The sequence below is a fragment of the Arthrobacter sp. QXT-31 genome (assembly GCF_001969265.1).
GTDB lineage: Bacteria > Actinomycetota > Actinomycetes > Actinomycetales > Micrococcaceae > Arthrobacter.
This window is the reverse complement of sequence record NZ_CP019304.1, coordinates 353,836-373,940: the sequence shown is the minus strand read 5'-3', so window position 1 is coordinate 373,940 and position 20,105 is coordinate 353,836. Positions and strand designations below refer to the sequence as shown.

The 20,105-nt window shown below is 68.5% G+C and carries 15 protein-coding genes; 9 read left to right on the top strand and 6 right to left on the bottom strand.

Translation table 11 applies throughout. The features are described from left to right. Positions 1-11: 11 nt before the first annotated feature. Positions 12-980 carry an IS481 family transposase gene (locus BWQ92_RS01850; RefSeq protein WP_076797945.1) on the top strand — a complete coding sequence of 323 codons (969 nt, stop codon included), beginning with the start codon at positions 12-14 and terminating at the stop codon, positions 978-980. Further along, positions 884-4,339 carry a thiol reductant ABC exporter subunit CydD gene (cydD, locus tag BWQ92_RS01845; protein ID WP_083706420.1) on the top strand — a complete coding sequence of 1,152 codons (3,456 nt, stop codon included), beginning with the start codon at positions 884-886 and terminating at the stop codon, positions 4,337-4,339. The genes BWQ92_RS01850 and cydD overlap by 97 nt, the downstream gene beginning before the upstream one ends. A gap of 93 nt (positions 4,340-4,432) precedes the next feature. Here cydD and katG read toward each other — a convergent pair whose 3' ends face one another. Next, the gene (gene katG / locus BWQ92_RS01840; RefSeq protein WP_076797973.1) at positions 4,433-6,724 is read right to left on the bottom strand and encodes a catalase/peroxidase HPI; all 2,292 of its coding nucleotides are present in this window, start codon (positions 6,722-6,724) and stop codon (positions 4,433-4,435) included. Between the two features lie 129 nt (positions 6,725-6,853). Further along, positions 6,854-7,084: a zinc-ribbon domain-containing protein gene (locus tag BWQ92_RS01835; protein WP_076797972.1), complete on the bottom strand. Its 231-nt coding sequence runs from the start codon at positions 7,082-7,084 to the stop codon at positions 6,854-6,856. 87 nt (positions 7,085-7,171) lie between these two features. On the opposite strand from BWQ92_RS01835, the gene BWQ92_RS01830 reads away from it, so the two are divergent. Continuing rightward, positions 7,172-8,185: a GNAT family N-acetyltransferase gene (locus tag BWQ92_RS01830; RefSeq protein ID WP_076797971.1), complete on the top strand. Its 1,014-nt coding sequence runs from the start codon at positions 7,172-7,174 to the stop codon at positions 8,183-8,185. A gap of 27 nt (positions 8,186-8,212) precedes the next feature. Here BWQ92_RS01830 and BWQ92_RS01825 read toward each other — a convergent pair whose 3' ends face one another. Next, positions 8,213-8,731, bottom strand: a complete 519-nt coding sequence (locus BWQ92_RS01825; protein WP_076797970.1) for a DinB family protein — start codon at positions 8,729-8,731, stop codon at positions 8,213-8,215. A 9-nt stretch (positions 8,732-8,740) separates the two neighbouring features. Further along, complete coding sequence (locus BWQ92_RS01820; RefSeq protein ID WP_076797969.1) at positions 8,741-11,254, bottom strand: DNA gyrase/topoisomerase IV subunit A; 2,514 nt, start codon at positions 11,252-11,254, stop codon at positions 8,741-8,743. A gap of 56 nt (positions 11,255-11,310) precedes the next feature. On the opposite strand from BWQ92_RS01820, the gene BWQ92_RS01815 reads away from it, so the two are divergent. From BWQ92_RS01815 to BWQ92_RS01800, 4 genes are read left to right on the top strand one after another with little or no spacing between them, the layout of a single operon-like run. Continuing rightward, positions 11,311-14,001, top strand: a complete 2,691-nt coding sequence (locus tag BWQ92_RS01815) for a bifunctional acetate--CoA ligase family protein/GNAT family N-acetyltransferase (RefSeq protein ID WP_076797968.1) — start codon at positions 11,311-11,313, stop codon at positions 13,999-14,001. 44 nt (positions 14,002-14,045) lie between these two features. Beyond that, a complete protein-coding gene (locus BWQ92_RS01810) occupies positions 14,046-14,786 on the top strand; it encodes a DUF5998 family protein (RefSeq protein ID WP_076797967.1) in 741 nt (246 codons plus the stop codon). Between the two features lies 1 nt (position 14,787). Further along, complete coding sequence (locus BWQ92_RS01805; protein WP_076797966.1) at positions 14,788-16,056, top strand: alkaline phosphatase family protein; 1,269 nt, start codon at positions 14,788-14,790, stop codon at positions 16,054-16,056. Further along, the gene (locus tag BWQ92_RS01800; RefSeq protein WP_076797965.1) at positions 16,049-16,804 is read left to right on the top strand and encodes a thymidine kinase; all 756 of its coding nucleotides are present in this window, start codon (positions 16,049-16,051) and stop codon (positions 16,802-16,804) included. The genes BWQ92_RS01805 and BWQ92_RS01800 overlap by 8 nt, the downstream gene beginning before the upstream one ends. 3 nt (positions 16,805-16,807) lie before the next feature. Here BWQ92_RS01800 and sepH read toward each other — a convergent pair whose 3' ends face one another. Further along, entirely contained in the window at positions 16,808-18,319 is a 1,512-nt protein-coding gene (gene sepH / locus BWQ92_RS01795; RefSeq protein WP_076797964.1) for a septation protein SepH, read from the bottom strand. A 258-nt stretch (positions 18,320-18,577) separates the two neighbouring features. Between sepH and BWQ92_RS01790 the strand changes: the two genes are divergently transcribed. Further along, on the top strand, positions 18,578-18,877 hold the full coding sequence (locus tag BWQ92_RS01790) for a DUF4193 domain-containing protein (protein ID WP_076797963.1): 300 nt from the start codon (positions 18,578-18,580) through the stop codon (positions 18,875-18,877). A 25-nt stretch (positions 18,878-18,902) separates the two neighbouring features. Here BWQ92_RS01790 and BWQ92_RS01785 read toward each other — a convergent pair whose 3' ends face one another. Further along, positions 18,903-19,391: a DUF3093 domain-containing protein gene (locus tag BWQ92_RS01785; RefSeq protein ID WP_076803453.1), complete on the bottom strand. Its 489-nt coding sequence runs from the start codon at positions 19,389-19,391 to the stop codon at positions 18,903-18,905. A gap of 78 nt (positions 19,392-19,469) precedes the next feature. Here BWQ92_RS01785 and dut point away from each other — a divergent pair, with 78 nt between their 5' ends. Continuing rightward, complete coding sequence (gene dut, locus BWQ92_RS01780; protein ID WP_076797962.1) at positions 19,470-20,045, top strand: dUTP diphosphatase; 576 nt, start codon at positions 19,470-19,472, stop codon at positions 20,043-20,045. Positions 20,046-20,105: the final 60 nt, after the last annotated feature.

The window sequence follows — 20,105 nt, the reverse complement described above, 5'->3', positions numbered from 1 at the left end:
CGGAGGTCTTCATGTCCCACCCTAACGCTCTTCTGACGCCCCGTGGCCGGCTGCAGCTCGCGCAGTGTGTCGTTGACCAATGTTGGAGTCTGCGCCGGGCCGCGGAACGGTTCCAGGTCTCGGTCCCGACCGCTGCGCGCTGGGCTGAGCGCTACCGCGAGCATGGACCGGAAGCAATGGAGGACCGCTCCAGCCGCCCGCACTCTTCGCCTCGGCGGACTGCCACGCGTACCGAGCGGCGGATCATCGCCCTCCGTGTGAACCGCCGGTGGGGCCCTGCCAGGATCGGTTATCTGCTGGGCATCCACCCCTCCACCGTCCATCGTGTGCTGTCCCGCTACCGGCTCGCGAAACTGGCCTGGCTCGATCGCGGCACCGGCAGGGTGATCCGCCGCTACGAACACGACAAGCCCGGGGACCTGGTCCACGTCGACATCAAAAAGCTCGGCCGTATCCCCAATGGCGGCGGACACCGGGTCCTGGGCAGGACCGCCGGGTGGAAGAACAAGACCGGCACCACGGCCAACCGCCGGCCCGGCTATCACTACCTCCACAACGCCGTCGATGACCACTCACGTCTTGCCTACAGCGAGATCCTCACCGACGAGAAAAAGGAAACAGCAGCAGCCTTCTGGTCCCGGGCCAATGCCTGGTTCAACGCCCACGGAATCACCGTCCAGCGCGTCCTGACCGATAACGGGAACTGCTACCGGTCCCGCGCTTTCGCTGAAGCCCTGGGCCCGGACATCAAGCACAAACGCACCCGCCCCTACCGGCCACAAACCAACGGCAAGGTCGAACGCTTCAACCGGACCATGCTCGAGGAATGGGCCTACATCCGCCCGTACCGCTCAGAGGCCGAGCGTGTCGCCGCTTTCCCCGACTGGCTCCATGCCTACAATCACCACCGAGCCCACACCGCCCTCAAAGGTCAGACACCGGTCAGCCGCGTCACCAACCTCTCAGGTCAATACAGCTAGGCTGGGGCGCGGCCGGCGTGGTTCTGCGCTCCGTCACGGTCTGGGCGCAGGGCGTGGCAGCCCGGCGGGCTGCGCTGGGCGTCAAGGAAGAGCTGCGCACGCAGCTCCTGGAGACGGCACTGCGCAACGGCGTCCGGACCGCAGGACCGTCCGACGGCGGCCTGGCGGTGCTTGCCACGCGGGGCCTGGACGCCCTCGACAGCTACTACACGCAGTACCTTCCGGCGCTGGTGAACTGTGCAGCGATCCCGCTGCTCCTCGGTGCCCGGATCCTCTTCGCCGACTGGGTCAGTGCCGTGGTGATCGTGCTGACGGTGCCGCTCGTCCCGGTGTTCATGGTGCTGATCGGACGCTACACCGAGGACAAGGTGCGGGATGCCCAGGCTGCCCTCTCCCGGCTGTCCGGGCACATGCTCGAACTCGCCAAGGGGCTGCCGGTGCTGGTGGGGCTCGGCCGGGCCTCAGCCCAGCGCCGCGCGCTGGAGGACATTTCCGAGGACTACCGGTCGCGGACCATGGGCACCCTGCGGACGGCGTTCCTTTCGGCGCTCGCCCTGGAACTCATTGCCACAATCTCCGTTGCGGTGGTGGCGGTGTTCATTGGTGTCCGGCTCGTCCACGGGGACATGGCGCTGGAGGCAGGACTGCTGGCGCTCATTCTCGCCCCCGACTGCTACCTTCCGCTCCGTGAGCTGGGAACTGCTCACCACGCGAGCGACGACGGCCGGGCCGCCCTTGCCGAAACAACAGCGGTGCTGGAAGCACCGGAGCCCAGGCGGCTCGTGCCGGGGATGCGGGCAGACGGTGGGGAGGGCGTTGGCGTGACTGTCCGGGAGCTGACGGTCAGCTATCCGGGAAGGCAGGGTCCCGCCGTCGGGCCCCTCAGCTTTTCGGCGCCTGCCGGACTCGTCACTTCGCTGGACGGTCCCAGCGGGGCCGGCAAGAGCACGGTGCTGGGCGTCCTGGCGGGAACGGTCGGAAGCGGCGGCGGTACTGCTGTGTCCGGAACTGTTGAAGGTTTTTCGGCGGACGACGTGGCCTGGGTGCCGCAGCATCCGGTGATGGTGGCGGACACCGTGCGCGGGGAGGTGCTGCTGTACCTGGCCGCCGGCACCGCCTCGACTACCGGGGACAGCGACGGCGGGGGAGTGCTGCGCTGCCTGGCGGCAGCAGCGGCGGACCACCTGGCGGACAAGCACCCGGCCGAGCTGAGCCCGGGCGAGCTGCGCCGCGTCGCCCTTGCCCGCGGCCTGGCCCGCATCGAGGCGGGTGCCTCGGTCTTGCTGCTCGATGAGCCCACCGCCCACCTTGACCGGGAGTCAGCCAACCGTGTCCATGACGCGATTCGTGCGCTGCGAGGCCGCGCCACCGTCATCCTGGTGGCCCATGACCGGCAGACGAGGGAACTCGCCGACCACATCGTCCCGCTGTCCGGAAGCGGAGTTGCTGCCAGTGGCATCCGGGCGCCCGGTCACGCTTCCACCGGTGCCGCCGCTCCCGACGCCCCGGTTGTGGGAGGCGAGATTGTTGGCGCCCCGGCTGTTGGCGGCGCGGGCGCTACCCGGGCAGCCGCCACCGCAACGGCCGGCACCTCAGAGGCCGTCGTCCCGGCCCCGGAAGCCGGGTACAGTACCGGCCACACGGTTGGGATGCTCGTCCGGCTGCTCGCGCCGGTTCGTGGACGGTTCGCTGCCTCCGGACTCGTCGGTGCCCTGGCCGCCCTTTTCGCCGTCGCGCTTTCCGGACTGTCCGGCTGGCTCATCCTGCGCGCCAGCGAGCAGCCGCCCATCATGTACCTCCTGACCGCGATCGTGGGGGTCCGCTTCTTCGGCATCGGCCGGGCCGTGCTGCGCTACTGCGAGCGGCTCCTCCTGCACGAAGCCGTGTTTGCCTCCCTGACGAAGCTGCGCGGCAGCCTCTGGGCATCCCTCAGCCAGCGGGCGCTGTCCCTGCGCCGGCTGCTGCAGGGCGGCAACGTGCTGGGTGCTGTCATCGAGGATGTCGACACCGTCCGGGACCTGCTCCCGCGGGTAGTGCTGCCTCCGGTCACGGCCGTGGCGGTGGCGGCAGCCGCCGTGGGCACCGTGGGCTGGCTGCTTCCCGCGGCCCTGCCGGCGGTGCTCGCCGCGGCACTGGTGAGCCTGGTGGCCGCGCCCGCGGCGGCGCTGCTCGCGGACCGGATGTCGGCCAGGGCCGAGCAGCGGCTGCGCTCCGGTGTCCTCCGGCGGGTCGCTGCCGCTTTGGATGCCCGGGCGGAACTGCATGCCAACGGTGCCAAGCAGCCCGTTCTGGACGGCATCCGTGTGCTGGACCGGAAAGCCACCGGTGCGGCACGCCGTTCGGCCTGGGCGGAGGGCCTCGGCCAGGCGCTCACCGTTGCCGCCTGCGGCGCGGGCGCCCTCTACAGCGCGGCGCTGGCAGCGCCGGAGGTTCTGGCCGGGCCCCTTCCGGCGACCACAGTCGGCGTCGTTGTCCTGCTGCAGCTGGCGCTCGCCGAACCCTTTGGGGCCATGACGACGGCGGTACGGCAGTTCCCGGCACTGCGTGCGGTCCTGCGCCGCATCGGTGAGTCCGGCGTCCTCGGCGTCCCGGAAGCTGCGCGGGCAGACACAGCCGGCCGGGCCGGCGCCACCGGCCTGGAAACAGGCGGACCTGCCGCGCCACCGCCCCGGAGGCTCAGCCAGCCGGGCGTGGAGCTGGATGGACTGGCAGCGGCCTGGCCTGGGGGCGGAAATGTCTTCAACGGTCTGTCCGCCGTCGCTGAACCCGGCCGCTGGCTGGCGGTGACCGGCCCGTCGGGCGCCGGCAAATCCACGCTGCTGGCAGTCATCCTCGGCTTTCTCCCGGCCCGCGAAGGCCGCATTGCGGTGACCGGCACCGCAGCGTGGTGCCCGCAGGAGGCGCACCTCTTCGACTCCACCGTCCGCGGCAACCTGCTGCTCGGCAGCCCGCGGCAGGAGTCCGGTGCGGCGTCTGCGGCAGAGACCGAGCAGGCGATGCTGGACGCGTTGTCGGCGGTGGGCCTGGCGCCCCTGCTGGCGCGGCTGGAAGACGGCCTGGACACCCGCATCGGACCGGGCGGGGCGTTCCTCAGCGGCGGCGAGCGGCAGCGGTTGGCCGTCGCACGGACCCTGATGACGCAGGCCGACGTCATCCTGCTGGACGAGCCCACGGCGCACCTCGACGCCGAATCAGGCCGGGCGCTGATCGCGGACCTGCGTGCCGGGCTTGCGTCGCGCACGGTGGTGCTGGTGACCCACAACCCGGCGGACATCAGCCCGGACGACGCACTCCTCGATCTTCGCCCGGAGTACCGGCTGCCGGCATCAGAAATGGCGGTGTCCGGCCAGCCGGTGTAACCGCGCGCCAGGTGTAAGAACCAGCCAGTGTAGGAACCGGTGAAAGACCCGGGCCGGCTGCTCACTGCAGCCGGCCCGGGTCGTTGGTCTGGGTTAGCGCAGGTCGAAGCGGTCGAGCTCCATCACCTTCACCCAGGCCGCCACGAAGTCGTTGACGAACTTCTCCTTGGCGTCGTCGCTCGCGTAGACCTCGGCCAGCGCCCGGAGCTGCGAGTTGGAGCCGAACACCAGGTCGACCGGTGTGGCTGTCCACTTCAGATCTCCGGTGGCAACGTCGGTGATCTCGTAGACGTTCTCCTCCTCCGACACCTTCCACCGGACGCCCGGGGAGAGCAGGTTGACGAAGAAGTCGTTCGTCAGGACCTGCGGCTTGTCGGTGAGGACACCGTGGGCGGAGCCGCCGACGTTGGCGCCGAGCGCGCGCAGGCCACCGATGAGCGCCGTCATCTCCGGCGCGGAGAGGTCCAGCAGGTACGCCTTGTCCAGCAGGAGGGTTTCCGGCTGGAGTTTCTCGCCGGGGCGCACGTAGTTACGGAACCCGTCTGCCCGCGGCTGCAGGTACTGGACCGACTCGACGTCGGTCTGGTCCTGGGAAGCATCGGTGCGGCCGGGCCGGAACGGCACGGTGATGGCGAAACCGGCGTCCCGCGCCGCCTTCTCCACGGCCGCGCAGCCGCCAAGGACGATCAGGTCCGCCAGCGAGACCTTCCGGCCCCCGGACTGGGCGGAGTTGAACTGCTCCTGCACTGACCCGAGGGTCTCCAGTGCAGCGGCGAGCTTCCCGGGCTCATTGACCTCCCAGCCGCGCTGGGGTTCCAGCCGGATGCGTGCCCCGTTGGCGCCGCCGCGCTTGTCAGTTTTGCGGAACGTGGATGCCGCGGCCCAGGCCGTGCTGGCCAGCTGCGAGACGGACAGACCTGAGTCCAGGAGCTTTTCCTTCAGCGACGCGATGTCCTGCTCGCCGATCAGTTCGTGGTCGGCCGCGGGGACGGGGTCCTGCCAGAGCTGCGGCTCGGGAACCCACGGGCCGAGGAGGTGGGGGCCGACGGGGCCCATGTCGCGGTGCAGCAGCTTGTACCAGGCCTTGGCGAAGGCGAGTGCGAACTCGTCCGGGTTCTCCAGGAACCGCCGCGAGATCTGCTCATAGGCGGGGTCGAAGCGCAGCGACAGATCCGTGGTGAGCATCGTCGGCCGGTGCTTCTTTTCCGGGTCGTAGGCGTCCGGGATGGTCTTGGGGGCGTCCTTGGCGACCCACTGCTGCGCGCCGGCCGGGCTCTTGACGAGCTCCCACTCGTGCTCGAACAGGATCTCGAAGAAGCGGTTGCTCCACTCCGTGGGCCGGTCCGTCCAGGTGACCTCGAGGCCCGACGTGATCGTGTCCTGCCCCTTGCCGCTGCCGTAGCTGCTCAGCCAGCCCAGGCCCTGAGCCTCGAGGTCGGCGGCTTCCGGTTCGGGACCGACGTGGGCGTCGGCGTCACTGGCGCCGTGGGTCTTGCCGAACGTGTGGCCGCCGGCGATCAGGGCAACGGTTTCCTCGTCATTCATGGCCATGCGTTTGAAGGTTTCGCGGATGAACGCTGCCGCGAGCTTGGGATCCGGGTTTCCCATGGGTCCCTCGGGGTTGACGTAGATCAGGCCCATCTCGGTGGAACCGGCATCTTCGGCCATCTTGCCCTCGCCGATGTAGCGCTCATCACCGAGCCAGGTGTCTTCCGGACCCCAGAAGATCTCGTCGGGCTCCCACACGTCCTCACGGCCGAAGGCGAAGCCGAACGTCTTGAAGCCCATCGATTCGAGGGCGACGTTGCCGGCGAGCACCAGGAGGTCGGCCCAGGATAGCTTTTGGCCGTACTTCTGCTTGACCGGCCACAGCAGCCGCCGGGCCTTGTCGAGGTTCGCGTTGTCCGGCCAGCTGTTGAGCGGCGCGAACCGCTGGCTGCCGTCGCCCGCACCGCCGCGGCCGTCGTGGACCCGGTAGGTGCCTGCAGCGTGCCAGCTCAGCCGGATCATCAGGCCGCCATAGTGCCCGAAGTCCGCGGGCCACCAGTCCTGGGACGTCGTCAGGACCTGGATGATGTCCTGCTTGAGCGCCTCGACGTCGAGCTTCTGGAACTCCTCGCGGTAGCTGAAACCGGGACCGAGCGGGTTGCCCGCCGGGTGGTTGGCGTGGAGCACGGACAGGTCGAGCTGGTTCGGCCACCAGTCCATGACGCTCCGCGGCCGGTGCGCCTTGGGCTGGGGCGAGTCGATGGCCGGATTCTCGCTCTCGCTGCCGTGTGAAGTAACGCTGTCGTGGGCGACGGGGCACCCGTCGGCAACCTTCCGGTCAAGGCCCTGGGCGCTCCCCGGGGTGGGGATCGGGGGATGTTCCTGGTGATCGCTCATCTGCTTCCTTCCCTATGGCCGAGGCCGCGGTCGGACCCGGACAGCCGGTCTAACCCACCCATTCTGACCATGAACGGACAGCCAGGGAAGAGCCCCTCGGCGTGGACGGGTTCGTTCCCGCACCCCGATCTAGCCCACCAGCGCCCTCTTCTCGCGGCTATTGACCATGGACGTGGCCCCGCAGTTCGAGCACGTGATCCGGTAGGAACGGGAGGTGGTGAAGACGGGAATGAAGAACAGCGTGAATTTAGTGGCGCGCTCCTCCAGGTGCTGATGGGCGAACACGCCACAGTACCGGCACGAGGCCGCGCGCCCCGGCAGCAGCTTCTGAACCGTCTTGAAACCGAAGAGAATAAGCATCAAATGCCTTTCGCGGTAGGAAACGTGCCCGGTCTTTGCCCCAGCCTACGGCTTCCTGCCACTGTCGCGGACGGCTAGCCTGTTCCCATGACGCACAACCATGCCCCGGCCGCCCCGGCAGTCGGCTTCCCCGATCTGCACTGGCGGCCCGTATCGGAAGGGGACCTCGACTCCTGGGCAGCCTTGATCGCCCGGACCGCAGCGGTCGAGCAGCCCGTCTGGTTCGAGCGGCGGGCGGACCTTGAGCAGATTGTGGAATCAAAGAAGAACCCGATCGGGCAAAACGCCGTTCTGGGCTTCGACTCTGAAGGTGTTTCCCGGGCCTACGCCCGCCTCACCAAGAACCAGGACGGGGACAAAGCGAACGGATTCTGTGCCGTGGACCCGCAGTGGCAGCGCCGCGGCGTCGGATCAGCCCTGCTGTGGTGGCTGGAGGCCCGGACCAGGCAGCGCTTCGCGGAGGATGGCAGCGTCCAGGGCAGCGACACACCTGCGCAACCGCGGCTGCGGATTTTTATCGAGCAGAAGCAGCAGCACCAGTGCGCGCTCCTCGAGGAATCCGGGTATGAGGTGGTCCGCTACTACAACGAGATGCACCGTCCGCTGTCGGCTCCGCTGCCCGAAGCACCCCTGGCCGACGGCCTGGAGTTCGTGCGCATGGAACCCGGGCTGAGTGAATCATTGCGTCTGGCGCACAACCAGGTGTTTGCCGACCACTGGGGCAGCGAGCCACGGGACGAGGAATCATGGGGTTTCGTGGTCAACGATCCATTGGCCCGGCCCGACCTCAGCGCCGTGGTGCGGGAGAGCAGCACGGGCGAGGTGGTCGGGTACCAGCTGGCCAGCCACGACCCGGAGACTGCCGTGACGCGCGGCTTCACGGAAGGGTACACGGACCTGCTCGGCGTCCGACGGGAGTTCCGCGGGCGCGGCATCGCCCAGGCCCTGCTCGCAGACGCCATGCGGCGCTTCGCGGCAGCGGGCATGGACCTGGCGTCGCTGGACGTCGACTCCGACAACCCGACCGGCGCCATGGCGCTGTACCGCAAGATGGGCTACGCCCCCGTCAACACGAGTCTTGCCTGGGACAAGGTCCTCTAGCGCCGCAGCTCTAGCCAGAACCGGCGGTCAGCCGTCCACATCCGCAAGGTGATGGACGACGTCGTGCAGGAAATACTGCGCGAGCGTCAGGACGGTGAACTCGGAACCGTTGCTGCGCAGTCCTGTCCTGCCCCACTGGGACTCCTCGACGCGGGCGAAGGAGGCCGCCACCTGCTCGCCCTCCGCGGTGAGCTCGGCGCTCACCACAGCCGGGTCCGCGTGCGCGTAATCGCTGTCCAGCGCTGTCTGGTCCTGGTCCCAGTTCTCAAAGCGGGCATCGTCCACGGTGAGCATCAGATTCAGGCGGCGGTCGAAGAGGCTGAACACGTCCCGGACATGGCAGGCGTACTCCAGCGCGGACCAGGTGTTGCCGTCCGGGCGCTCTGCGGCGTCCGGGCGCCGGAGTACTGCCCGCCAGCGCGGCAGCATGCTTTCGACGCTGCCTGGAACTGTCGACGGCGTGACGGTGGACGCGTCGAAGCTGCACTGCGTGCAGGCGCGGGACAGGACCCAGGTCCAGTCCTTTTCATCCGGGACGATAGGCATGGCAGCAGTCTAAGCGGATTCCGGCCAGGCCATGCTCGGCCCGATCACGTCCACCGCCTGCGAGAGCGGAATGCCCGAACCGTCGCGCCGGCCGTGCTCCTGGGGCAGCGAGCGGGCCACCCCGGCCGACGATGAAGCCTTCGCCGGCCCGTGGCCGGCCCACGCCAGCAGCAGCGTGTCCTCGCCCTTCAGGAACCGGTGCGCCCGGACCCCGGCGGTGGCGCGCCCCTTGGCCGGGTATTCGGCGAAGGCAGTCACCTTGGCGGCCCCGGGGGCGGTGCCCGGCAGGGCACCTTCCGTGCCGGAAATGGTAACGACGACGGCGGCCTCGTCGCCGGGGGCGACGGCACCGAAGAACACCACCTGGTCGCCGGCGGCGAGCTTGATGCCGGCCATGCCACCGGCCGTCCTGCCCTGCGGGCGGACATTGGCGGCGGTGAACCGCAGCAGCTGTGCCTGCCGGGTCAGGAAGACGAGGTCCGTATCGTCAGCGCCCGCAGGTGCCACGCCAACCACGCTGTCCTTGTCCTTCAGCGTGATCACTTCCCAGTCCTCGCGGTTCAGCGGGTAGTCAGGCTGCACCCGCTTCACGACTCCCTGCGCCGTGCCAAGGGCCAGCACCTCATCGAGCGGCGCAAAGGCCACGAGCGATTCACCCTTGAGGAGGGTGATGAAGTCCTTGGCGGGAACGCCGCCGGCGAGGTTGGGCAGGCCGGAGACCGGCGGCAGGACGGGCATGTCCATCACCTGGATCCGCAGCATGCGTCCCTGTGAGGTGACCGCGGCGATCTCGCCACGGGCCGACGTCTTGACCACCGAGCGGAACACATCGTGCTTTGAACGAGGACCGGTCTCGGCCAGGCTGTCCCGGTTCGCGGTCCGGGCGATCTGCCCGGAGGCGGTGAGGATCGCCCAGCACGGGTTGTCGGCGATCTCGAGGGCGAGGGGGGCAGGCTTGCCCTTGACCGCCTTGCCCTGCTCACCGCCTGCGCTGGCCACCGTGGGGGACACGGCCTCGGACTCCAGGAGTACGGTCCGCCGCGGCGTGCCGTACTTCTCGGCGATCTCACCGAGCTCGGCGGAGACCAGCTCGCGCAGCAGCTGATCGGATTCGAGGATGGCCTCCAGCTCGGCGATCTCCTTGCGGAGTTCGTCCTGCTCCTTCTCCAGCTCGATCCTGCTGTACTTGGTCAGCTGGCGGAGCCGGAGCTCGAGGATGTAGTTCGCCTGGATCTCGGTGAGGTCGTAGATGGACATCAGCCGTTCACGCGCCGCGGAGGCCTCGTCCGAGGACCGGATGATCTGGATGACCTCGTCGATGTCCACGATGGCGATGAGCAGGCCCTCCACCAGGTGGAGGCGGTCCTTCTTCTTGCCCAGGCGGAACACCGTCCGGCGCCGGACCACCGAGATGCGGTGGTCCACGTAGACGGTGAGCAGCTGCAGCAGGCCCAGGGTCTGCGGCTGCCCGTTCACGAGGGTGACGTTGTTGATGCCGAAGGAATCCTCCATCGGCGAGTAGCGGTAGAGCTGCTGGAGAACGGCGTTGGGGTTGAAGCCGTTCTTCAGCTCGATGACCAGCCGCAGGCCGTGCTTGCGGTCGGTCAGGTCCACGACGTCGCTGATGCCGGCCAGCTTCTTGCCGTTGACGGCGTCCTTGATCTTCTCGATCACCTTTTCCGGACCCACCATGTACGGCAGTTCGGTGACCACCAGGCCGGTCCGCCGGGCCGAGAGCTGCTCCACCTCCACCTTGGCGCGGGTCTTGAAGGAGCCGCGGCCGGTGGCGTAGGCATCCCGGATGCCGTCCAGGCCCACGATGCGCCCGCCGGTGGGCAGGTCGGGGCCGGGGACGAACTGCATGATGTCGTCCAGCGTCGCGTCCGGGTTGGCGATCAGGTGCCGGGCGGCGGCAATGACTTCCACGAGGTTGTGCGGGGCCATGTTCGTGGCCATGCCCACCGCGATGCCCGTGGTGCCGTTGACCAGCAGGTTGGGGAACGCCGCAGGCAGGACCTCCGGCTGGGTGAGCTGGTTGTCGTAGTTGGGGACGAAGTCCACCACGTCCTCATCGAGGTGGTCCGTCATGGTGAGCGCCGCCGCCGCCAGCCGGGCCTCGGTGTACCGCGGTGCTGCCGGGCCGTCGTCGAGCGAGCCGAAGTTTCCGTGGCCGTCGATCAGGGGAAGCCGGAGCGAAAAGTCCTGCGCCATGCGCACCATGGCGTCGTAGATGGCGGTGTCACCGTGCGGGTGGAGCTTTCCCATGACCTCGCCAACCACGCGCGCGCTCTTGACGTGGCCGCGGTCCGGGCGGAGGCCCATGTCGCTCATCATGTACAGGATGCGCCGCTGGACAGGCTTCAGGCCGTCCCGGGCGTCGGGCAGGGCCCGGGAATAGATGACCGAGTACGCGTACTCCAGGAAGGAGCCTTCCATCTCGGAAGTCACGTCGATATCAACGATGTTTTCGGTGTAGTCCTGGACTGTTTCCCCTACGGGGGTGCGGGTTTGGCGGCGTGCCATGGGGCTGGTGGATCCTTTTTGGGGTGCACTTCGGGAGGTTTAGCTAGGCTAAGCCTATGGTGGATCAGCCCGGGGACGGCGAATATCCGGAATATTGGGAGGCCGATGTCGTCCTGCGGGACGGCGGAACAGCGCATTTGCGGCCCATCCACCCCACCGACGCGGACGCCGTGCAGACCTTCCACACGAGGCAGTCGCAGAACTCCATCTACATGCGGTTCTTCGCCTTCAAGGAGCGGCTCTCCAGCCGCGAGCTCAAGCGCTTCACGGAGGTGGATTACCGGGACCGGGTGGCCTTCGTCATCACCATCGGCGGGGACATCATCGGTATCGGCCGGTATGACCGGCTGGACGACCCCGCCGAAGCTGAAGTTGCCTTCAACATCGCCGACGCGCACCAGGGCCGCGGGATCGGCTCGATCCTGCTGGAGCACCTGGCGGCCGCCGCCCGCGAAAACGGGATCCGCCGGTTCAGCGCCGAGGTGCTGCCCGAAAACCGCAAGATGCTCATGGTCTTCTCCGACGCCGGCTACGACGTTAAACGCCATTTCGACGACGGCGTGGTGAGCCTGGAGTTCAACATCGACCCCACGGACAAATCGCGTGCGGTGATGGAAGCCCGGGAACACCGCGCCGAGGCGAGGAGCGTCCAGGACCTGCTGGCGCCGTCGTCGGTGGCGGTGATCGGCGCAAGCCGGCGGTGGGGGACTGTGGGGTACCAGCTCCTGGAACACATCATCGAAGGCGGCTTCACCGGCCCGGTCTACGCCATCAACCCGGAGGCCTTTGAGCTGGCCGGGATGCTGTCCTTCGGCAAGCTTTCCGAGGTTCCAGGGCCCGTCCAGCTGGCCATAGTCGCAGTTCCCTATGAGGAAGTTCCCAAGGTTGTGGACGAGTGCGCGGCCGCCGGTGTGAAGGGGGTCCTGGTGGCCTCCGCGGGATTCACCGAGGACGGGGAACGCGGCCTCGCCCGGCAGCGGGCGCTGGTGCGGCAGGCGCGGGCCAACGGGATGCGGGTCATCGGCCCGGCCTCGCTCGGCATCGTGAACACCAACCCCGCGGTGTCGCTGAACGCCTCCATGGCGCCCAGCCTGGCCCGCGGCGGCGGACTGGGGCTGTTCAGCCAGTCCGCGGCAATCGGGGTATCACTGTACGCGGCCTCCAGCCGGCGCCGCGCCGGGATCTCCACCTTCCTGTCCGCGGGAAACCGTGCCGACGTGTCCGGCAACGACATGATGCAGTTCTGGGAGGACGACGCCGACACCACTGCCGTGGGCCTGTATCTGGAGTCGATCGGCAACCCGAGGAAGTTCTCCCGCCTGGCGCGGCGGCTCGCCCGGACCAAACCCGTGATCGTGGCCAAGTCCGCCTCCATGGGTCTGCAGTTGCCGCCAGGGCATGCCGTGCGCACCACCCAGGCGCCGGCCGATGCCCTGGATTCGATGATGCGCCAGTCCGGCGTGATCCGGGTGGAGACCATCGAACAGCTCATGGACGTCGCACAGATCGTGTCTGCCCAGCCGCTTCCCAAGGGCGCCGGCGTGGCCGTGTTCAGCAACTCCGGTGCACTGGGGAAAGTGGTGGCGGACAGCGCCGCGTCACATGGCCTCGGCGTCGAGGCGCTGGCGGTGGACCTGGACCTGGACGCCGGCATGTCCCGTGCCCTGCCCGCCCTGCGGGACCGGCTCCGGGAGGTTCTGGCCCGGGATGCAGTCCACGCCGCCGTGGTCGCCTTCCTTCCGGCCCGCGGGCTGACGGTGGAGAAGATTGCCGGTGCGCTCGCAGAATCGTCCGCCGAGGCCGGAAAGCCCGTGGTGGCGGCCTTCACCGGCATCCTCGATCCGTCGGTGTATGTGGAAGGTATGGTGGGGGAGGGCCCGGACGCGCCGCCGGTGCCATGCTATTCGAACCCCGGGGCGGCGGTGGCGGCACTGTCTGCCGTGGTGCGGTACGCCGAATGGGCCGGACGTGACCAGGGCCTCTTCGTTGATCCCGAGGGGTGCGATCCGGACGCCGCGCACGCCGATCTGGACAACCTGCTGGCTGATGTCCGCGGCGAGCAGCTGAAGAAGCTCAACCCCGAAGACGCAGCCCGGCTGCTGGCGCATTACGGGATCCGGGTCCTGCCTTCGGAAGGCTTCAACACCGAGGATGAAGCCGTGGAGGCGGCCGGCAGGCTGGGCTGGCCGGTGGCACTGAAGACGACCGACCCCACCCTCCGCCACCGGCTGGACCTGGGCGGAGTGCGGCTGGATATCCAGGACGCGGACTCCCTCCGGCTGAACATCCAGCAGATGCGCCGGGCGCTGCAACCCTACGGCCCGGCCTCGCTGGAGGTCCAGACCATGGCCCCGGTGGGGCAGGCCTGCACGTTGCGGGCCATCGAGGACCCCTTGCTGGGCCCCGTGGTGTCCTTCGGGCTGGCCGGCGACGCCGTCAACCTCCTGGACGACTGGGCGCACCGCGCCCCGCCGCTGTCCGGAGCCGACCTCCGTGACCTCATCCGCAGCCCGCGCGCGTCCCGGAAGCTGTTCGGGTACCAGGGCCTGCCCGCTGTGGACGTTTCGGCCCTGGAGGACGTCGCCGCGCGGCTGGCACGGCTCAAGGACGCGCATCCGGAGATCGCGCTCGTCGAGTTCAATCCGGTCCTGGCCACGCCGCAGGGGGCCTTCATCCTGGCCGCGGACGTCCGGATCGGCAACGCGTCCCAGCGCACCGACAGCGCGCGCCGGGCGATGCGGAGCTAGCCTCTTGGTTAGCATGTGCCACAGCGATCTGTGAAAATGGGGAAATGAGCTCCCAGCCTCCCACCTCGAAGCCTCAAGCGCCCGATCACAGCCCGCAGGTCTTCCAGCACAGCTCACACAACCACAGCGTCCAGGGCCAGAGCCTCGAAGGCGCCCTGCAGCAGGCGGGCTTTTACCCGCTGCTGGTTGCCGACGTGGTGGATGACGCCCTGGACGGCCGCGACTGCCTGGCACACCTGGTCCACCTTGAGACGCACTTCGACCGGGCAGAGGTCCGCCGCCACATCACCGTTCTGGTCCTCACCGACGACATGCTGGTGATCACCCACGTGGACGATCAGCAGCTCGACGAGGCGGGCGAACAGATCGTGGCGCAGATTTCCACGGAATCTGTCCCCGTGGCGCAGATCCGTTCGGTGGTCCTGAGCTACATGTACGCCCAGCCGCAGAACTACAAGCCCTCCGACCCGGTGCGCGAGGTCACCCTGTCCATCGCCTGGTCCGGCGGCCAGCGCCTGGATATGGGCCCGGCGAGCTGCGGTGACCCACAGTGCGAGGCCGACCACGGCTACAGCGGCACCATCGCCCAGGAGGACATCGTCCTGCGCATCAGCGCCGAGGCAGACGGCCTGCAGGCTGTCCAGGACGCCAAGCTCTTCGCCCGGGCCCTGCGCGCGGTGAACACCGGATCCCCCACCCCGGTGCGGCATACGCCGTCAGCCACCCACCCGCGTCCCCGCATGGGCGTTTTTGCCAGCCGGCTCAGCCGCGGGCACAAGCGCTGAGATGCGGGACTCGGATAAACAGTCCTCAGACTCCGCAACGCGAACCGCAGAACCCGGCCCTGCCATGAGCGGCCTGCCGGTCGCCCCGGCCTATGGCCGTCGCTCGGTGGCCGAGGTGCTGGGCAGCGCCGCGGCCAGCCTCGGGGTGCCTGGCTTCGGGAATGCGCTCGGGCTGCCGCAGGCCAAGCGCGTCTGTGTCGTCCTGGCCGACGGGCTGGGACGCGGCCTGCTCAAGCAGAAGACTGCGCACACCCCCTTCCTCCGCGGTATTTTGCAGCAGGGCCAGGGGGCAGTGCCGGTGTGGCTGGATGCTGCCTTCCCTTCGACCACGGCAGCTTCCCTCGCCAGCCTGGGTACGGGACTCGCTCCCGGGCAGCACGGACTGGTGGGTTACGACGTCCTGGATCCGGCCCAGGACAAGGTGGTCAACATGCTGGGCAACTGGGATGCCGCCGTGGATCCGCAGCTGTGGCAGCCGTTCCCCACTGTCTTTGAGCGTGCCGCCGAGCATGTGGCGGTCACCACCGTGAGCCTGCCGCAGTTCGGCGGTTCACCCATGACCCAGGCGGCACTGCGCGGCGGCTCGTTCGTCTCCGGCACCACGTCCCACGCGCGTACTGCGGCGGCAGCCGAGGTGATGGCTGACTCCGGGTCCGCCCTCATGTACTTCTACGTCAACGACCTGGACAAGGCCGGCCACCGGTACGGCGCGCAGTCGCCGCAGTGGGAGCACCAGCTCGAGGAACTGGACGCCACGGTCAAGCGCCTTGACGCAAGCCTCCCGGCCGGAACCACGGTGCTGGTCACCGCCGACCACGGGATGCTGGACGTCCCGGAGTCGCAGCGCATCGACTACGCCGCCGACGCTGCCCTCGTGGACGGTGTCCGGCACACCGCCGGGGAACCGCGCATGGTGCACCTGTACCTGGAGGACGACGCCGGCGAGGCTGCACGCGATCGGATCCTCGCCGCGTGGAGGGCCCGCTTCGGCGACAGGATCTGGGCGTTCACCCGGGCAGACGCCATTGCTGCCGGATTGTTCGGAACCGTGCGCCCCGAGGTCACGGGTCGGGTGGGGGATGTGATGGTGGCTGCCCGGGACGCACTGGCGCTCTACGACACGCGCCGGGTGCGTCCGACGGCCCTGGAAGTGGTGGGCCAGCATGGTTCGCTGACCAAGGCCGAACGCGAAGTTCCGCTGCTCACCTTCCAGGCTTCCGGCAAAACAGCTTCCGGCAGGGCAGCCGGCCGCCGGGGTTCCCGTGGCTGAACTCGTCTTCTTCTCCGGAACGATGGACTCCGGCAAGTCCACCCTGGCGCTGCAGATGGACTACAACCACCGCGCACGCGGGCGCGGCGGGGTGCGGTTCAGCCGCAATGACCGGGCCGGAGACTCCCGGATCTCCAGCCGTCTGGGACTGCAGGCGGAAGCGGTGGAAGTCACCGATGCCACGGACTTTTGGGACGAGGTAGTGCTCCGCCGCACCCAGGGGATCCGCGTGGACTACCTCATCTGCGACGAGGCGCAGTTCTATTCAGCCGCCCAGGTTGAGCAGCTGGCACGCCTGGTGGACGAGATCGAGGTGGACGTCTTTGCCTTTGGCATCACGGCCGACTTTCGGACCCGCCTGTTCCCGGGGTCGCAGCGCCTGATTGAACTCGCGGACCGGGTGCAGGTCCTGCAGGTTGAAGCTCTGTGCTGGTGCGGCCGGCGGGCCACCCATAATGCCAGGACGGTCGACGGCGTGATGGTCACCGAGGGTGCCCAGATGGTGGTCGGGGATGTGGACATGGCCATCGATCCTGCGGCCGGTGATGCCAGTGGCGACGCGGTCCATGCGCCGGTGGTGGGCTACGAAACGCTGTGCCGGCGGCACTTTATGCGCCGGGTCACCGCCCACGGCGCCAGCATCATCGCCCAGCAGGAGCAGCTGCTCCCGTTCGAGGTGGACGCGTGCCTGTGGCACGGTGCTAGTGGAACAAACAGCGCTGGCGAAACAACCACTGCTCGCGGCTAGTACTCAGTCGCCGCGGGTACCGAAGACGATTTCGTCCCAGCTCGGAACACTGGAGCGCTTCGGACGGGACGGCTGGCGTTCCGGTTCGTCCCGGTCCTGATCGGCACGGGACGCTCCCTGGCCGGGTTGCGGCCGTGTCCCCTCCAGGCGGCCCCGGGAATTGCCGCGGCCCAGGAGCTCGTCCAGTCCGGGCTTTGCAGGCCCAGGTCGGCCGGGGACCGGGCCCGATGCGTGCGCCGCCGGGGAGGCGGGCTCCTCAGGCCTGGCCGGACCGGGCTTACCGGGGGTGCCCGGGACTATGGTGATTTCGCGCGTTTGGGTGCTGACGCCGTCGTGAAGCTTCAGCGACTCGTCGTCGATATCCTCATGCCGGGGCACGAGGTTGAGGCGGGAGACCATCGAAGGCCGGCCGTCCCGGCGCCGGGCGAGCGTAAACTCGGCCGCCGGAACCTCGGAGGCATCATCCTGGCCTGCATCCGGCTGGTGCCCGGAACTGTCATGTTCTGAACTGTCGTGGTCCGACTCGGCGAGTTCCGAGCTCTCGTGCTCTGAACCCTCTGCCTGTGCGGAAAACTCCGGCTCTGCCGACGTTTCGGGCTGCCAGGACTCTTCAGCAGACGATTCGTCCCCGGTGTCTGCAGGCGTTTCCTCCGCACGCGGATGGGCTGCCGGGACGCCGTTGGCGAGCAGCAGGGCCAGGGCGTCGTCGCTGTCCTCATCCACGCCAAGACGCTGGCCGCGGCGCGACCTCAGCATGTCCAGCAGGCCGTCCGGGTCCTTCCGCTGGTCCCTGCTGTTGCCGTCGCCAGTGCCGGTGAGAGCCGCGGAGTCCGCGTCTGTTTCGAAATCGAAAGGCCGGTCGGACACGGCGGAGAGCCGGCGGGCCGGCACGGGTCCGTCCAGCGGCTCCAGTTCGCTGAGCTGCTGTGCCCAGCGGTTTGCGTTCTGCAGGGATTTCCGTGTGGGGTTGAAGGTCCACATCGCGGGAGGTTCCTCGCCGATGCTCGCGTGCCCGCCGGGGGCTGCCTCAAACTTGGCCACCACGGTCCAGGTGCCATCCGGCCGGCGCCACGAATCCCACTCCAGTGTGGAGGACTGGATGCCGTGGGCGGTGAGCCGGTGCGCCACCATGTCCCCGAGGGTCGCGGGGGTGTCGCCGAAGGCCGAACGGTAGACGTCGTGCCCGGGCGCAGGGGAGGCAACCTCCACCTTCTGGGCCTGCTGGGCGATATATGCGCGCTCGGCGAGGACCGGCCCCTCGTACCGCTCGACTTTTTCCTGCGGCATGCCACAGGCCGCGGCAACTTCGGCAGCGGTGGAACCGCTGCGGATTTTGGCCTGGATATCGCGTGGGGACATGGCCACAGGGGCAGTCGCGGCCGGACGTGCGGCCGGCCGGCTGGCCGCCAGCCTGAGTGCCTCGTTGATCGGCAGCCGGAACATTGCGCCGGCGGTGCCGCTTAACAGGAGATGCTCCCCGTCGTCGTGGACGCCTACAAGCCGTAGATCCTGCATACAATCCTCCACCCTGGCATTACTATCATTCGAAACTCTGCCACCCCGCACTCCTTTTTCCTGTTAGGGCATCGGGCGCGCCGCGAAATTCCGGGAGTTTTGGCCGACAAATGAAACCCGGCTGAGGCGTTCGTTCCGGCTATGGCTTTTCCCGGCGGCTTGGGGAAAAATGTGCGCGTGACGGGCACAAACCAGGTTCGTCCGGCGTTGTCACGGATGAGTCATTAGAGCGATTCGACGGAGTGTGAGCAGCAGGCCATGGCGACTGACTATGATGCGCCGCGGAAGTCCGAAGAGGACCTGAACGAGGACTCGATTGAGGAGCTGAAGACCCGCCGCGCCGAAAAACCGACGGCCGTGGTGGAGGAGGATGAGTCCGACCTCGCCGAAGGCTACGAGCTGCCCGGAGCCGACCTGTCCGGTGAGGAGCTGCTGGTCCGTGTCCTGCCGGCCCAAGCCGACGAGTTCACTTGTGCCTCATGCTTCCTGGTCCGCCACCGCTCCCAGATCGCGCGCGAAAAGAACGGGATGTTCTACTGCCGCGACTGTGAGGGCTAAGTCCGGGTGTGAGGGTCAGCCGCGGCTACCGGCCCTTGAGTGCAGCGACCAGTTCATCCGGGCGGCGGGTGGACGTCAGCCAGTAAGGCTTTGGGTCCGACGGGTCGGTGATCTCAATCTTGACCACCGGGTCGATCCATCCGCGGATGCAGAGATAGGCCAGGCCGTTCAGGCGCGTGCCGCGTTCCGCCGTCGCTTCTTTCCCACGGTACGCCGCCACCTCGCCGATCAGGCCGCGTTCGATGCTGGCCCGGCCCACCTGCAGCATGCGCGTGGTCACAGCCACGGTCGGCGTGGACAGGACCAGCAGCACCGCTTCGATGGCGAACAGTACGGCCGCTGCGGTGAAGCCGGCGGCCATGCTGATGGGGGCGAAGACAAGGATGCCGGCTGATGCGATGCCCACTGCAACCACCCAGATCCATACGCCCGGCCACAGCTTTTCGGAGAAAATGACGGTTTCATCCGGTGAAGACGGGTTGCGGGCGGGAACGGCAGCGCTTGATTCGGGCATGCCCTCAAGCTTAGTGGCCAGCAGGAGGACGTACTGCAAATAGGAGGAGCCAGAGCGCGGGCGATAGAGTGGAGGACTGTGACTGACGAATCAACGGCCATGACATCCCTCGCCCAGGAAGCTACAGCCCAGCAGGCTCCCGTCCAGCAGGCTCCCGCGGATGCCGCGGCGCGGCTGCCCCGGGCGGAGTTCGGCGCACCTACGGTGCAGGTGCAGCTGAAAATGCTCGACGACGGCCTGGAAGCGCCGTCGTACGCCCACCCCGGTGATGCGGGCGCCGACCTGCGGGCCCGTGAGGATGTAGTGCTCGAACCGGGTGAGCGGCGGCTCGTCCCCACCGGTGTGGCCATCGCCCTGCCGGACGGCTTTGTTGCCCTCATCCACCCCCGCTCGGGCCTCGCCACCAAGCACGGGCTCACGGTCGTGAACGCACCCGGCACCGTTGATGCCGGATACCGCGGGGAGATCGCGGTGACGCTGCTCAACACCGACCGGGACCAGGCGATGGAACTGCGCCGCGGCGATAGAATTGCACAGATGGTGATCCAGCGCGTGGAGCACGCGCAGTTCGTCGCCGTGGGGGAGCTGAACGACTCTGTCCGCGGTGCCGGCGGGTTCGGCTCCACGGGCGGGTTTGCCGTTCCGGGCACGTAGCCAACCCGTTACCGGGGGCACCGGTTGAGCTGCACACCCGCGATTCGGGGCGCGCGGGAC